Here is a 14,310-nt window from a genome sequence, read left to right as displayed (position 1 = left end):
TCGCCGCGCTTGTCAATCCGATATTCTTGCATTGCAGCAGATAGGCAGACGATTGACGCCTGCTCGCCCAAGCGTGCGTGAAATTCCAGAAAGCCTTTGATTTCAAAAGAAAATCTTGTCGCCCAAAAATAAGTCAGCGATGCTGCCCTTTTGGCCTTGCGGGCGCGCCTTGCGGCTCCTATTTAGATTGCACCGCAGCAGAGATGCTGCGTCGCCCTCCTTGGGCGTTTCCTCCCTAGACTTGGGCTGCGCTTCCGGCGTGGCCCTTTTTTCTTTTGGGCGTCACCCGCGCTTACCAGCGCCGGCCGTATCCCCAGCCGTAGCCATAGCCCCAGGGCCCGCCAAAGGACGCGTCGAAGCGATCGAAGCGGCGGCGCCGTTCTGCTGCGCGGTCGAGATCGAGCTGGAGGAGGCAATTCGAGAACGCCTCACCCGGCGCACGGAAGCCGAACGATCGGCAGCGTTCCTCATCCAGTGCGCGATATTCGGCCTCGGTGGTGACGCAGCCGCTCAAGGCGAGAGCCAGCATCGCCCCGGCAGCGAGCTTGATGACCGTCATGGCGCTTCTCCTCTCGCGCATCCTGTCCGTCCTACGCGCGGGCGGCCCTGCAGTTCCCAGAAGGGACCCAGCCCAGACTGGATCATACCGCGTTTTGATCGAAATACGCGGGTCATCCAGGGCGGAGCGGAGCGAAAATCCGGGATCCATGCCTGAACCTCGACCGGAAGCGCTCCGGCATGGATCCCGGGTCAAGCCCGGGATGACCCGCGTGTTTCCGAGTCGGATCGACAATGCCTAGCGCGAGAACTTGACCGGAACAGATAGCGAGATCGCTCCGCCCCCGAGCCCGTCCGGCGGTGCCGGAACGGGGCTGGCGCGGCGGATCATCGAGACCGCCTCCTCGTCAAGCGCCGCATCGCCCGAGCCGCGCACGAGCCGGGCCGAGAGCACGCGCCCGCCCCGGTCGATGCTGAACGCGACCTGGACCGTGCCTGGGCTGGCATTGCCCGGGAAGCGCTTGTAGCGGTTGAGATGTGCCATCAGCGAGCCGCGCCAGCTCGCCGTTGCGGCCGGCGACGGCGAAGATGCGCCGGAATTCGGGGCGGCTGCGCGCGGAGCGGCCTGATCCTGCGCTACCGGCGCTGTCGTCTGCTCGGCTTTCGGCTTGTCAGGCCGGATCGGCTTCTTCTTCTCGACGATCTTGGGTTTCGGTTTAGGCTTGGGCTTTACCTCCGGCGGCGGCGGCTTCGGCACTTCCTTCGGCGGCGGCGTCAGGAACGCGGCGGCATCCGGCGACGGCGGCAATTCGGGGATCTTGATCTCGGGCTCGGGAATCGCGACGGGCTCCGGTTCCGGCGGAGGTGGCTCGACTTCCTTCGGCTGCTCGACCGGCTCGGGCGGCGGCGGCTCCGGCTCGGGCTGCGCCTCCGCCATCTCGGGGCCGGGCGCGACCTCCTGGGGCGGTGCTTCAGGCGCGACGGCCAACGGCGCAAGTTCGATCATGACCGCGGCCGGCGGCGAACCCATCGCGGCCTCGGCGCGCTGCCAGTTGGCGATCACCCAGCCAGCCGTGCCATGGGCGCTCGCGACCACGAGGGCTGCCAAGCTCCAGCGCAAGGCCGTCGGCGCGAAGCGGGAGAGCGAGGGGCGTTCGAGGCTCATGGCTTCGGCCCCGCGGCGGTGCCCTGCCCGGTATCCTCCAGACCGACCAGCGCGATCTTGAGATAGCCGGCATTGCGCAGCAGGTTCATCACGTTCATCAGCTCGCTATAGGCGACGCTGCCATCCGCTCGCAGGAACACGCGTTGCTCGCGGTCGCGATTCGTCTTCTGGTCGAGCGCCGCCTGCAGGGCCTCCCGCGGCACGGCGTCATTGCCGAGAGCGAGCGAGAGATCGCCCTTCACGGTCAGGAACATCGGCGTGTCCGGCCGGGGCTGCGGCTGTGCGTTCGAAACCGGCAGGTCGACGGCGACATCCACGGTCGAGAGCGGCGCGGCGACCATGAAGATGATCAGCAGGACGAGGATGACGTCGATGAACGGCGTCACGTTGATGTCGCTGACCTCGCCGAGATCGCCGTCCTGCGGGTCCTTGAGGGAGACGCCCATGACTCACTCCGCCGGAACGAGCGGTGCGGAGGCCGCTGCGGCGGCAGAAGCCGAGGAGGTTGCAGCCGCACGCGGAGCCGGCGCGACGGCGCGCTGGCGGCGCTCCAGATCGCGCGAGAGATGGCGCAGGATCTCGCCCGAGGCATCGGAGAGCGTGGCGCGGTAGCCGGTGATCGCGCGGGCGAAGACATTGTAGATGATGACGGCGGGAATGGCGGCGACGAGGCCGATCGCGGTCGCCAGCAGCGCCTCGGCGATGCCCGGCGCGACGACGGCGAGATTGGTCGTCTTGGCCTGGCTGATGCCGATGAAGGAATTCATGATGCCCCAGACCGTGCCGAACAGGCCGACGAAGGGCGCGGTCGAGCCGATCGTGGCCAGCAGGCCGGTGCCGCGCGCCATCGAGCGGCCGGCGCGCGCCTCGATCCGCGACAGCGCGATAGCGGCGCGCTCCTTGATGCCGTCCTCGCCGAGATCGGCCGAGCGGCGCGTCTCGGACAAGGCGGCGTTCAGCAACTGACCGACGGCGCCGCGCAGCTTGCCGCTCTTGCCGGCAGCGGCCCCCGCGGCCTCGCTCAGGTTCTCGGCAGCCTCGATGCGGCGGAGCGCCACGCCCGCCGATCGCTTGGCCGTCGCGAGCTCCATCGCCTTGGCGAGCCAGATCGTCCAGGTCACGAGCGAGGCGAAGGCGAGCCCGAGCATGACGCCCTTCACGACGATATCGGCCGCCATGAACATGCCCCAGGGCGACAGGTCATGCGGCAGCGTCGCCGTCATCGCCGGAGCCGTCACGGGCGTCGCCGGATTGCCGAGGGCCAGGGGCGGATGAGCGGTGCTCGGCGGGTTGATGCCAAGTTGCGGCAGAGCGGGCGGCAGCGGATTGGTCGGCGTCGTCGGCTGGGCCTGAGCCGCGGGCGGGGCCGTCTCGGACGGCGCCGGAGCGGGCTGCCCGGAGACCTGAGCCTGGGCCGTCATCACCGACAGGCCTGCGACCACGAGAGCCAGTCGAAACGCACGCATCATCACAAATCCAGCCTTCTCTGGAGGAGTGCTGCGGCGGCCTTTCGCCAGCTCCGCAGCATTGCCGTCAGGCGCGGGAGCACCAGCAGCTTCCTCATTGGAATCATTACAAAAAAAGACTTGCAGCGGCGTTGCTGCACATGCGATACGCCTGTTCGAATCGGGCGGTCCTGTCAAGGAAAAGCGGCTCGCCGGCCAGGCCCCGGATCGGCCTCGACCACGGCAAATCAGCCCTGCCCGCGCTCCGGGACGGCCCTCACATATCCGCTATTCGATGAATGCAGGGCGCTCGCGCGGAAGCGGTACTGCGTCAATCGCGCTCGGGCCGGTCGATCTCGGCCTGCAAGGCTGAGAGATGCTCGGCCGCAGCTTTGGTCGCCGCCTGTTCGACGGCGCGGAAGCGCAGGATCAGGGCTTCGCCCAGAGCGGTCAGTTGCGCGCCGCCGCCATTGCGCCCGCCGACCTGGCGCTCGACCACCGGCTTGCCAAAGAGCACGTTCAGCTCCTCGACCAGTTCCCAGGCGCGCCGGTAGGACATCTCCATCGCCCGGCCGGCAGCCGAGATCGAGCCATGCGTCGCGATATTCTCAAGCAGCGCGATCTTGCCGGGGCCGATCCTGCCCTCCGGATCGAGCTGGATCCTGAGACTCAGCGAGGCCATCGCCGCCTCAGGAGGCTTTGGCCAAGGTCGTTTCGACGCCCTCGCCGCAGGCCTCGAGCCAGATCGCCGCGATGCGCTCGATGCCGGCCTGATCATCGGCATCGAAACGCGCCGGCGACGGACTATCGAGATCGATCACGCCGATGACGCCGTTGCGACCGACGAGCGGCACGACCAGTTCGGAGCGCGAGGCCGCATCGCAGGCGATATGGCCGGGGAAAGCATGGACATCCTCGACGAGCATCGTGCGCGCTTGCGCCACGGCCGCGCCGCAGACGCCCTTGCCGACGGGGATGCGGACGCAGGCCGGCTTGCCCTGGAACGGGCCCAGCACCAGCTCGCCTGATCGCATGATGTAGAACCCGGCCCAGTTCAGGTCCGGCATCATCTGGTACAGCAGCGCGGAGGTGTTGGCGGCATTGGCGATGGCGTCGCTCTCGCCGGCCAGCAGGGCTTCGAGCTGCGCCGCGAGCTCGCGGTAGAAGTCCGGCTTGTTGCCGCTGTCGATGCTGCGTGCCTCGAACATGATCCTGACGCCTCGCTTGCATGCGCTCTCGAAATCCAGCGCCGGTCCTACCATCATAGCCCCGGCCGCGCCATCGAAGAGGCTCCCCCTTCCCCGCGCCATGCGGATCGTGGCAATCCTCGCCCGCGCCCGCCCGAGGGGGAAACGGTCTTGAACGAGGATGCCCGGCCAATCCGCATTGCAGCCGCGCTGCTGACCGACGCACGCGGACGCCTGCTGCTCGTCCGCAAGTCCGGCACCTTCTGGTTCATGCAGCCGGGCGGCAAGATCGAGCCGGGCGAGGAGCCTTTCGATGCGCTCGCCCGCGAACTCCGCGAGGAGTTGGGGCTGACCGCCTCGCGCGAGGCCGCGCGCCATTGCGGGCGATTCGCCGCCCCGGCTGCCAACGAGCCCGGGTTCACCGTCGAGGCCGAACTCTTCGCCCTGCCTCTCGACGGCGAAGCCAGACCGGCCGCTGAGATCGCCGAGATCGCGTGGCTCGAACCCGACGCGGCAACAGCGCTTCCCCTCGCCCCACTGACGCGCGACCACGCCCTGCCGCTCTGGCTGTCCATGCTGACGGAGACATCCCGATGAATGACGTAACTTCACGCCCACGCCGGGCCGATGGCAGCGCTGGCGACGCCGATTACGGCCGTATCGGCCAGGGCTACGCCTCCTATCGTCAGCCTGAGCCGGCCATAGCCGCGCTGATCGAGACAGCGCTCGGCCCGGCGCGCAAGGTGCTCAATGTCGGCGCCGGAGCCGGCTCCTACGAGCCGCGCGGCCGCGACATGACGGCGGTCGAGCCCTCCGCTTCGATGCGGGCGCAGCGCCCGGCCGATATCGTCGCGGCGATCGATGCCACGGCGGAGGCCCTGCCCTTTCCCGACGGGCATTTCGACGCGAGCATGGCGACCTTCACCGTGCATCAATGGCAGAATCTCGATGCCGGCCTGCGCGAGATGCGCCGCGTGACGCGCGGCCCGGTCGTGATCCTGTCCTGCGATCCCGAGCTGGTGCAGGCCTTCTGGCTCGATCATTACGCGCCGGAGGTGCTGGCGACCGAGGCGCGGCGCTATCCCTCCCTCGGCCATATCGGCACAGTGCTCGGTGGCGATGTCGAGATCGTCGCGGTGCCGATCCCGCTCGCATGCCGCGACGGCTTCAACGAGGCCTATTACGGCCGCCCCGAACTCTTCCTCGATCCGGGCGCGCGCTCGGCCTGCTCGGCCTGGAGCTTCGTCAGCGAGGCCGAGAGCGCTGCCTCGATCGAGAAGCTGCGACGGGACCTGGAATGCGGCGCCTGGGACGACTGCTACGGCTTCCTGCGCAATCAGCCGAGCTTCGATGGTTCGCTGCGCCTCGTAATCGCGCGACCCTGAGCCGAAAACGAAAGGACCGGCTCCCTTTGCGAGAACCGGCCCTTCTGAAGACATCGATGGCCATTCCGACCTGAAGCCCGCCGCAAGCCCTGGAAAGGTTTTATGCGGTATATTTTGTCCACTGTCTGTCAGTCCATGGTGGATTACTAAATTCAGTTCTCGCAAATTCTAAAGATTGCCCGGCCACGTCTTTAATGGTGAGGGCCTGACATTCTCGCCCTTGAGCTGCCGCCGCCGGACTGGCGCAACGCTTATTGCCCCCGGATTGGAGCGAGGCGGATATGGGTGTAAGTTGCTGCGAGAGATTGTGCGGCCTAGCCGCCTGTCCGGCGGAAAGGTCGAATTCGAAGGAGAACCTTCGATGCGGCGCCGGGTTCTGGTAGCTTTCCTGATGCTCGCGGTTCTTTCCCATTCAGCCAAGGCGGCAGGCGACCCGGCTGCGGGTGAGAAGATTTTCCAGAGATGCCGTGCCTGCCACCAGATCGGGGAGACTGCCAGAAATGCAGTCGGACCGAAGCTGAATGGTCTTATCGGCCGGCCGGCGGGTTCGATCGAGGGTTACACCTACTCGCCGGCCAACAAGAACTCCGGCATCGTATGGGATGAGCCGACGTTCCGGGATTATATCAAGGCGCCGCAGGCCAAGATCCCAGGGACAAAGATGACATTCCCTGGCCTCAAAGCCGACAAGGAAGTCGACGACGTCGTCGCGTTCCTCAAGCAATTTGACGCTGACGGAAAGAAAAAGTAGCGGGATTGTCTCCCGATTTCGACCGTGCTTAAGCCGTTTTGCGACGCGGACGCGATTGACAACTCCCGTGAGCGGGACGACAACATTGAGATGACTTTGGCCGATGACATGGATGTCCCGCGGCCCGGTCTGAATTGATGCGCCGATAGCGGCGCATGGTCGTCCAGGCGAGCCAAGGGTTCGGCGATGACGAGCAGGAAGCAAGAGATTCGGCCTCCCGATCCGCTCGGCGGAGTTCGTGCCCGGCGCCTGCCTTGCTCTACCACCGAGCTTATCAGCCTGGTTCGTTGCAAGCGGAGAACCTGTTTGGCCCCGCGCCGCAACGTCGCTCTGATGTCGACGATGAGTTTGTTTGCCTAGCGCTGTGGCGCGCCAGCCTGCGTCGCAGCGTTGCCTTGCTCCTGTTCATCGCCGCCCTCGGCAAGGATGAAAAGGGATGGGTGTCGCAATCGTCCTGGCTCTGGTCGTGATCGGCTCGGTGGTCTTCCACTTCCTGAGTCCCTGGTGGTGGACGCCGATCGCCTCCAACTGGGGCTATATCGACGACACCATGATCATCACGTTCTGGATCACCGGCGCCGTCTTCACGGCGGTCGTACTGTTCATGGCCTATTGCGTCTTCCGCTTCCGCCATCGCGAGGGCCGCCGCGCCGCCTACGAACCGGAAAACAAGCGGCTCGAATGGTGGCTTGCGATCGGCACGGGAATCGGCGTCGCCGCCATGCTCGCACCCGGGCTCGTCGTCTGGCACCGGTTCGTCACGGTGCCGAAGGATGCGACCGTCGCCGAGATCGTCGGCCAGCAATGGCAATGGGCCTACCGGCTGCCGGGTGCGGACGGCCACATCGGCGCCACCGATATCGCCCTGGTCACGGCGGACAACCCGCTCGGCATCGATCCGAAAGACCCGCGCGGGCAGGACGACATCGTGATTCAGGGCGACCAGCTTCATCTGCAGCTCGGCAAGCCGGTCAAGCTGCTGCTGCGCTCGCTCGACGTGGTCCATGATTTCTACGTCCCGGAATTCCGGGCCAAGATGGACATGATCCCGGGCACCGTCACCTATTACTGGCTCACGCCGACGCGGGCGGGCACCTTCGAAGCGCTGTGCTCCGAGCTGTGCAGCACCGGCCACACCTTCATGCGCGGCGGCGTCGTGGTCGAGCCCGAGAGCCAATACCGCGACTGGCTGCAGCAGCAGAAAACCTTCGCCCAACTCCAGAGCCCGGCGAGGACGCAGGCGAAGAACCAGGAGTGAGACAGCGGACGAACTCCCGAACGGGGATTTCGTCCGAGATGGAGTGGGAGGCGAGCCGATGGTCGACGTGATGCACGGCGTTCCCGAACCGCGACCGGCGGCCGAGACCGAAGATGTCGAACTCTATCATCCGCATAGCTGGATCACGAAATACGTGTTCTCCCAGGATGCGAAGGTCATCGCCATCCAGTATTCGCTCACCGCCCTGGCGATCGGCCTGGTCGCGCTCGTGCTGTCCTGGCTGATGCGGCTGCAGCTCGGCTTCCCGGGCCTGGTCTCCTTCATCGACCCCGAACGCTATTACCAGCTCATCACCATGCACGGCATGATCATGGTGATCTACCTGCTGACAGCGCTCTTCCTCGGAGGCTTCGGCAACTACCTGATCCCGCTGATGCTCGGCGCCCGCGACATGGTGTTCCCCTATGTCAACATGCTGAGCTACTGGATCTATCTGCTCGCCGTGCTGGTCCTGGTCTCCGGCTTCTTGGTGCCGGGCGGGGCGGCCGGGGCCGGCTGGACGCTCTACCCGCCGCAAGCGATCCTCGCCAACACGCCGGGTCAGCAATGGGGCATCATCGTGCTCCTGGTCTCGCTGATCCTGTTCATCATCGGCTTCACCATGGGCGGGCTGAACTACGTCGTGACCGTGCTGCAAGGCCGCGCCCGGGGCATGACACTGATGCGCATGCCGTTGACGATCTGGGGCATCTTCACCGCGACCGTGATGGCGCTGCTCGCCTTTCCCGCGCTCTTCGTCGCCGCCGTGATGATGCTGCTCGACCGGCTGCTCGGCACGAGCTTCTTCATGCCGGCCATCATCGCGATGGGCGAGCCGCTGGCCTACAAGGGCGGCAGCCCGATCCTGTTCCAGCACCTGTTCTGGTTCTTCGGGCACCCCGAGGTCTACATCGTGGCGCTGCCGGCCTTCGGTATCGTCTCCGATCTGATCAGCACCCATGCGCGCAAGAACATCTTCGGCTACCGCATGATGGTATGGGCGTTGATCGCGATCGGCGCGCTCAGCTTCGTCGTCTGGGCGCACCATATGTATGTCAGCGGCATGTACCCCGCCTTCGGGTTCTTCTTCGCCACCACGACGCTGATCATCGCGATCCCCACCGCGATCAAGGTCTACAACTGGGTGCTGACCCTCTGGCAGGGCGACATCCACCTCACGGTGCCGATGCTGTTCGCGCTCGGCTTCATCGTCACCTTCGTGAATGGCGGGCTCACCGGCCTGTTCCTCGGCAATGTCGTCGTCGACGTACCGCTTTCCGACACGATGTTCGTCGTCGCCCATTTCCACATGGTGATGGGCGTTGCGCCGATCCTCGTGATCTTCGGGGCGATCTACCATTGGTATCCGAAGGTCACCGGGCGCATGCTCCATGACGGGCTCGGCAAGCTGCACTTCTGGGTGACGTTCCTGGGCGCCTACGCGATCTTCTTCCCGATGCATTATATCGGGCTGATGGGCGTGCCGCGGCGCTATCACGAGATCGGCGGCATCGCCCTCGTTCCGCCGTCGGCGGCAACGTTGAACGAATTCATCACGGTCGCCGCCCTGATCGTTGGCACCGCTCAGCTCGTCTTCCTGTTCAACCTCGTCTGGAGCCTCGGGCACGGCCAACCCGCGGGCGGCAACCCCTGGCGCGCGACCACACTGGAATGGCAGACGCCGCACACGCCGCCTGCCCATGGCAACTGGGGCGAGACCCTGCCCGTGGTCTATCGCTGGCCCTATGACTACAGCGTGCCCGGCGCCGCGGAGGACTTCCTGCCGCAGAACCAGCCGCCGGTTCCGCGGACAGGATGAGGAGATGCCGCCATGGGCGTGGCCCTCATATTCATCGTCATCGTGGCAGCCTTCTCCGGCTGGTGGCTCTCGCGCCAGCGCCTGACGGCGAAGCCCTGGCTCGAAGTCGGCGTGATCGGCGACGCTCCCGAGCCAGCCTCGCCCATGACGGCGAAGCTCGGCCTCGGCACCTTCCTCGTCGTCGCCAGCTCGCTCTTCGCGCTTCTCGTCAGCGCCTATGCGATGCGCATGAGCGTGGCGGATTGGCGCGCGCTGCGGATGCCGACCGTGCTCTGGTTCAGCACCGGACTGCTGATCCTGGCGAGCATCGCCCTGCACATGGCGGTGATCGCCGCCCGTAGCGACGAGCCCGGCCCGCTCCGCTCCAGCCTTCTGGCCGCGGGCGTCTGCTCGCTCGCCTTCCTCTCCACCCAGGCGTTGGCATGGCGCGAGTTGGCCAACTCCGGCCATTTCACCGCGTCCAACCCCGCCAGCGCCTTCTTCTATCTGGTCACCGCCATTCACGGCGCCCATGTGCTGGGTGGGCTCGCTGCGCTTTGCCGAACCTCCGTCAAAGCCTTCGCAACACCCAAGAATCTCGTGCCGACGATCCCGCGCGAGCTCACCCTCAGCGTCGAGCTCTGCGCCATCTACTGGCATTTCCTGCTGCTGGTCTGGCTCGTCCTGTTCAGCCTGCTGATGCGCTGGACGGACGATTTCATCGAGATCTGCCGCGGATTGCTGACCTGAAGCTCCTGATGAGGAGGGGCGGATGAATGAGATTGCGCCAACCACCCTGAACGCAAAAGCCGGACACGCCTCTGGTTGGCGCGGCATCGTGGCCGACTGGTCATCCGATCAGCGGGCCTTCAAGACCGTTTCCTGGGGGAAGGCCATGATGTGGATCTTCCTGCTCAGCGACACCTTCATCTTCGGCACCTTCCTGATTTCCTACATGACGGTCCGAGCCTCGACGGTGGTGCCCTGGCCCAATCCGAGCGAGGTCTTCGCGCTCGAAATCGGCGGTCGCCAGCTTCCCCTGCTCCTGATCGCGATCATGACCTTCGTCCTGATCAGCAGCAGCGGCACGATGGCGATGGCGGTCAATTTCGGCTATCGCCGCGAGCGCAGGAAGACGGCGATCCTGATGCTCGCCACCGCCCTGCTCGGCGTGACCTTCGTCAGCATGCAGGCCTTCGAGTGGACCAAGCTGATCCGGGAAGGCGTCCGCCCATGGGGCAATCCCTGGGGCGCCGACCAGTTCGGCTCCAGCTTCTTCATGATCACCGGCTTCCACGGCACCCATGTCACGATCGGCGTGATCTTCCTCGCCATCATCGCCCGCAAGGTCTGGCGCGGGGATTTCGACCATGGCCGGCGCGGCTTCTTCACGAGCCGGAAGGGGCGCTACGAGATCGTCGAGATCACCGGCCTCTACTGGCACTTCGTCGATCTCGTCTGGGTTTTCATCTTCGCGCTGTTCTATCTCTGGTGAGGTGGCAACATGGCACAGCCAGCAGCTCATAACGACGCCAAGCAGCACCCGATCAAGCTCTATCTCGTGGTCTGGGTCTGGCTGTTCATCCTCAGCACCTGCTCCTATCTGGTCGACTATTTCGGCCTGGTCGGCTACCTGCGCTGGTCCCTGATCCTGCTCTTCATGATGTTGAAAGCAGGCCTGATCGTCGCGGTCTTCATGCATATGGCCTGGGAGCGGCTCGCGCTGACCTATGCGATCCTGACCCCTCCGCTGGCGCTCATCGTCTTCGTCGCGATCATGGTTTTCGAGTCCAACTACACGCACTTCACCCGGCTGGCGTTCTTCGTCGCTGGTCAGTGACAGGCGATCCGGGGGCTCTCAATTCGGTCAAGGGAGGAGCTCATGAGAACCTATTACCTGTTCCAAGCGGTGAACTCCCCCCATCATCGCCAGAATGGTCGAGCGTCGATCAGCGTATCGTAGGCTTTGATGGCGTCCGACAAGAAGCCGGCGGCGGTATCATCTACCTCGGCCGCCATGAGGCCGGCTGCAAACACGACGTTCCGATCTACCTTCGAATCCGCGAGGCTCTCCAACAGGTCGTGACCGGTAGCGATGTCATTCAGACTGCCAAGAGCGTCCTGAATCGCGGCTAGCGCTGATGCGAACTCGCGAAATCGTTTCGCTTTCTTGTGGGAGTAGAGAGCGGTGAAGAACTCCGTGCCGTCACGAAGCTTTTTGGCCGCGATCCGGAGCTGATGCCGCTCTGCGGCGTCGAGATCCGCAAGCTTCCGGCCCCGCTTCTTCACCTGTCGCCTGCGCTTGTCGAGAAGCCGCGATGCGACGGAGGTCACCGAACTGTCGCGTGTGTCCCGATCGGAGGTGTCGAGCCACTTGCCCACATTGATCCATTCCACGAGATCGAGGCAGAACATCCGCCACTCGTTGGATCGAAGCTGCTCGCCCACGGCCGCGTAGGCGAGCGTCCGTTCGATATCAAGCTGCTTCTCGATGTTGAGGAGTTCGTTCTGCTCGTGATGGCGTTCGACCTCGTTCGGAAGCGTTCGCGTCAAAAACACATCGAGGTTCCGGGCCTTTCCAAGTGGCGCCGATAACCGCCTGAGGTCGGATTTGATCGTCTCGAACTGCGGATCGTCGCGGAGAAGGATATCGAAGAGCGAGAAGGCCGAACGCAGCCGGCGGATCGCCCCCCGCATTTGATGGAGCGCCTCGGGATCGGGGCTTTCCAGGAGAAGGTCCTCGTTCAAGCGCATATGCCGGAGACAAGCATGGGCGACGGAACGGAAGGCTTCAGCAGCGCTCATGTTCGCAGACAACCTGACTACCCCGGCTTTCCGTGGGCCGGTATGCAGGCCGTCCAGTTTGAAACCGCGCTCGGCCTTACTCTCGACGCCGATGCGGACAGGCACGAAACCGGCGATCTCACGGGCGAGCATGAAGACGTGGACGGGTGAGCCGCGCTTCAGCTCAAGTTCGATTTCGCAAATCGGTTCGGGAACGAAGTCCTCGTTCGCTCCGCGCTTCATCACACGACCGCGATCGAGGGCCAGCTCGATCTCGGATGACCCGTATTCGATCGAAAACGTCGAACGCTCGACGAGGACGGTGAACAAGGGCTTGAGTCTTGGCTTTTTGCCGAGAACAGCAGCCAAGGGGGTCTTCATGAGCGCCGTGATATCGGGGCTCGGTCCATTGGCAGCCTGCTCCCACTCGTTGCGTTCGATCAGCCCGTCGCCACTGGCTTTGGCGGCCTGGATGTAGCCATCGCGTGTCTTCCGCACCCGGAGCACGAAGCCCGCCTTCTGCAAGGCGCGGCCCGTCGTATCGAAGTACACCGATTGCAGATCGTCCGTGACTTTCGCCGACGCGGTCTCCAGGCGGGGCATCTCCGACAGAGCTGCCAATGCCGCCGCGTCGCATGTGAGCTTGAGCTCCACTTCCATGCTCTCGCGCATATCGTCCTGCCAGCATTTCTGATGAAGCGGGAAACACGACGTGCGCGGATCGATCCTGCTCCTGCCGCGATACGTCGCAATACGGCCGCGACCAATGCTCTGCCGATTGACGGTTGGAGGCAAGACTGGCCTGGCTTGATCCGAGAAGCGCGGATCGACCGCCGGCGAGAAGCGCGAGAAGGTGTCGACCACCGTCAGAATCCGGATTTTGCGACCTGTGGCGAGCTGATCATGGACGAAGTCCATCGCCCAGACATCGTTCGGCCGCGTCGCCGGCGCGCGGTCCTCGCGCAGCTTCGCCTTGACCCGTCGCTTGGGCGTCTTGTTCCTGAGCTGCAAGCCTAACTCATTGTAGATCCTTCGAATCCGCTTCTGATTGACATGCCAGCCCTCGCGCCGCAGCAGCACGTCGACACGGCGATAGCCGTAGCGAACGCGGGTTTCGCAGATCGCCTTGATCTGGGCTGCCAAGGGGGCTAGGTCGGGCCGGCACGATTTGTAGCGATAGCTCGCCGTGTCGAACTCCAGGACCGCACAGGCCCGCCGGGCCGACACCTGCACTCGCCGCAGATCGCGCCGACAAGCTCACGCTTGCGACCAGGCCTTAGATTTTTCGGCGGATGACGTCCTGCAGCTATATGCGCCGGATCGAGGCGAACCTGCCGCAGCGCGGCGACGTGCACATCCTGACATTCACTGGCCGGCAATATGAAAATATCATCCGGTTCTCCGGCCAGCGCCGCCGGCAGCGCCGCAAAAATCCGGACCAGCTGGCGCTGTTTTGAAGGGACCTATGCGAAAACAACTATCCCCGATCGCACATATCGCCCATATCGCCCTTGTTTCCAAGGGGATAGGAGCAGATCGAGAATAGCCGCTCAGAGATTGCGGTCCAGCGGCAACCATCGCGCGTGGGGGTGGTCTGGGGGGTGGAGAATAGCCGCTCAGAGTGGATTGCCTCGGCCGATTTTTTTTGGCTTTACGCGCTTCCGCAGAGTGTCTCGAAGATCGATGATCTCCGAGGGCGAGATCAATTCCAGCGTTTCGAACCGAGCACGCAGATCTATGCCGCGCTCGAAAGCCCAGTTCATCAACACCGCGATAGCACGGGGATGGGCATCCATGGTCCCGGCCGAGCCCTCTCGGCTTCGTAGGACGTGGATCGCGTAGATCGTTGGATCAAACGCAACTATGCCCGCGCCATCGAGAGCGCGCGGAAAGCGTTCACCGGACGGAAAGCGGCCTCGCTTTACAGAAAAAGGCGCAATTTCCTGATACATTCAACCCCTTAGAGGCTCTCAGTTTACAAAACCAAGAGCCCGCGTATTGCAACAAGGGATCGGTTGCATTTCCATAAACAGATCGGC

18 protein-coding genes and 1 pseudogene are annotated in these 14,310 nt (G+C 64.5%); 10 read left to right on the top strand and 9 right to left on the bottom strand.

All coding sequences use genetic code 11. From position 1 onward, the window contains the following. Positions 1-292: 292 nt before the first annotated feature. The 6 genes from Q0Q36_RS13215 to Q0Q36_RS13190 form a co-directional block, all read right to left on the bottom strand. A complete protein-coding gene (locus Q0Q36_RS13215; RefSeq protein ID WP_293798627.1) occupies positions 293-559 on the bottom strand; it encodes a hypothetical protein in 267 nt (88 codons plus the stop codon). A 237-nt stretch (positions 560-796) separates the two neighbouring features. Next, positions 797-1,663 carry an energy transducer TonB gene (locus tag Q0Q36_RS13210; protein ID WP_293798626.1) on the bottom strand — a complete coding sequence of 289 codons (867 nt, stop codon included), beginning with the start codon at positions 1,661-1,663 and terminating at the stop codon, positions 797-799. Next, complete coding sequence (gene exbD / locus Q0Q36_RS13205; protein ID WP_265059364.1) at positions 1,660-2,109, bottom strand: TonB system transport protein ExbD; 450 nt, start codon at positions 2,107-2,109, stop codon at positions 1,660-1,662. Before exbD ends, Q0Q36_RS13210 begins: the two co-directional genes overlap by 4 nt. Positions 2,110-2,112: 3 nt before the next feature. Next, positions 2,113-3,132, bottom strand: a complete 1,020-nt coding sequence (exbB, locus tag Q0Q36_RS13200) for a tonB-system energizer ExbB (RefSeq protein WP_293798625.1) — start codon at positions 3,130-3,132, stop codon at positions 2,113-2,115. 307 nt (positions 3,133-3,439) lie between these two features. Further along, positions 3,440-3,790, bottom strand: a complete 351-nt coding sequence (locus Q0Q36_RS13195; protein WP_293798624.1) for a winged helix-turn-helix domain-containing protein — start codon at positions 3,788-3,790, stop codon at positions 3,440-3,442. Between the two features lie 7 nt (positions 3,791-3,797). Beyond that, a complete protein-coding gene (locus Q0Q36_RS13190; RefSeq protein ID WP_293798623.1) occupies positions 3,798-4,316 on the bottom strand; it encodes a GAF domain-containing protein in 519 nt (172 codons plus the stop codon). A 150-nt stretch (positions 4,317-4,466) separates the two neighbouring features. Between Q0Q36_RS13190 and Q0Q36_RS13185 the strand changes: the two genes are divergently transcribed. The 9 genes from Q0Q36_RS13185 (at position 4,467) to Q0Q36_RS13145 (ending at position 11,327) form a co-directional block, all read left to right on the top strand. Then, positions 4,467-4,892: an NUDIX domain-containing protein gene (locus Q0Q36_RS13185; protein WP_293798622.1), complete on the top strand. Its 426-nt coding sequence runs from the start codon at positions 4,467-4,469 to the stop codon at positions 4,890-4,892. Beyond that, on the top strand, positions 4,889-5,680 hold the full coding sequence (locus Q0Q36_RS13180) for a class I SAM-dependent methyltransferase (RefSeq protein WP_293798621.1): 792 nt from the start codon (positions 4,889-4,891) through the stop codon (positions 5,678-5,680). Before Q0Q36_RS13185 ends, Q0Q36_RS13180 begins: the two co-directional genes overlap by 4 nt. A gap of 361 nt (positions 5,681-6,041) precedes the next feature. Beyond that, a complete protein-coding gene (locus Q0Q36_RS13175; protein WP_293798620.1) occupies positions 6,042-6,431 on the top strand; it encodes a cytochrome c family protein in 390 nt (129 codons plus the stop codon). 155 nt (positions 6,432-6,586) lie between these two features. Beyond that, a complete protein-coding gene (locus Q0Q36_RS13170; RefSeq protein ID WP_293798619.1) occupies positions 6,587-6,901 on the top strand; it encodes a hypothetical protein in 315 nt (104 codons plus the stop codon). Further along, positions 6,868-7,689, top strand: coding sequence for a cytochrome c oxidase subunit II (locus Q0Q36_RS13165; protein WP_293798618.1), 822 nt, complete (start codon positions 6,868-6,870; stop codon positions 7,687-7,689). The genes Q0Q36_RS13170 and Q0Q36_RS13165 overlap by 34 nt, the downstream gene beginning before the upstream one ends. 58 nt (positions 7,690-7,747) lie before the next feature. Then, entirely contained in the window at positions 7,748-9,508 is a 1,761-nt protein-coding gene (locus Q0Q36_RS13160; protein WP_293798617.1) for a cbb3-type cytochrome c oxidase subunit I, read from the top strand. 12 nt (positions 9,509-9,520) lie between these two features. After that, entirely contained in the window at positions 9,521-10,237 is a 717-nt protein-coding gene (locus Q0Q36_RS13155; protein WP_293798616.1) for a cytochrome c oxidase subunit 3, read from the top strand. 22 nt (positions 10,238-10,259) lie between these two features. Next, a complete protein-coding gene (locus Q0Q36_RS13150; protein WP_293798615.1) occupies positions 10,260-10,982 on the top strand; it encodes a heme-copper oxidase subunit III family protein in 723 nt (240 codons plus the stop codon). 9 nt (positions 10,983-10,991) lie between these two features. Further along, positions 10,992-11,327 carry a cytochrome C oxidase subunit IV family protein gene (locus Q0Q36_RS13145; RefSeq protein ID WP_293798614.1) on the top strand — a complete coding sequence of 112 codons (336 nt, stop codon included), beginning with the start codon at positions 10,992-10,994 and terminating at the stop codon, positions 11,325-11,327. A gap of 83 nt (positions 11,328-11,410) precedes the next feature. On the opposite strand, the gene Q0Q36_RS13140 is transcribed toward Q0Q36_RS13145, so the two are convergent. Together Q0Q36_RS13140 and Q0Q36_RS13135 are read right to left on the bottom strand one after the other, a co-directional pair. Next, positions 11,411-12,931: a CYTH and CHAD domain-containing protein gene (locus Q0Q36_RS13140; protein ID WP_293798652.1), complete on the bottom strand. Its 1,521-nt coding sequence runs from the start codon at positions 12,929-12,931 to the stop codon at positions 11,411-11,413. A gap of 153 nt (positions 12,932-13,084) precedes the next feature. Beyond that, positions 13,085-13,595 (bottom strand): annotated as a pseudogene (locus Q0Q36_RS13135) (IS3 family transposase); the annotation flags it as partial. On the opposite strand from Q0Q36_RS13135, the gene Q0Q36_RS13130 reads away from it, so the two are divergent. Continuing rightward, complete coding sequence (locus tag Q0Q36_RS13130) at positions 13,564-13,728, top strand: hypothetical protein (protein WP_293798655.1); 165 nt, start codon at positions 13,564-13,566, stop codon at positions 13,726-13,728. The pseudogene Q0Q36_RS13135 and the gene Q0Q36_RS13130 sit on opposite strands and share 32 nt — an antisense overlap. 159 nt (positions 13,729-13,887) lie before the next feature. On the opposite strand, the gene Q0Q36_RS13125 is transcribed toward Q0Q36_RS13130, so the two are convergent. Continuing rightward, entirely contained in the window at positions 13,888-14,223 is a 336-nt protein-coding gene (locus Q0Q36_RS13125; RefSeq protein WP_293798613.1) for a hypothetical protein, read from the bottom strand. Positions 14,224-14,310 lie beyond the last annotated feature (87 nt).

Source organism: uncultured Allobosea sp. (assembly GCF_945957345.1).
Taxonomy (GTDB): Bacteria; Pseudomonadota; Alphaproteobacteria; order Rhizobiales; family Beijerinckiaceae; genus Allobosea.
This window is presented reverse-complemented; position numbering and strand designations above follow the sequence as displayed.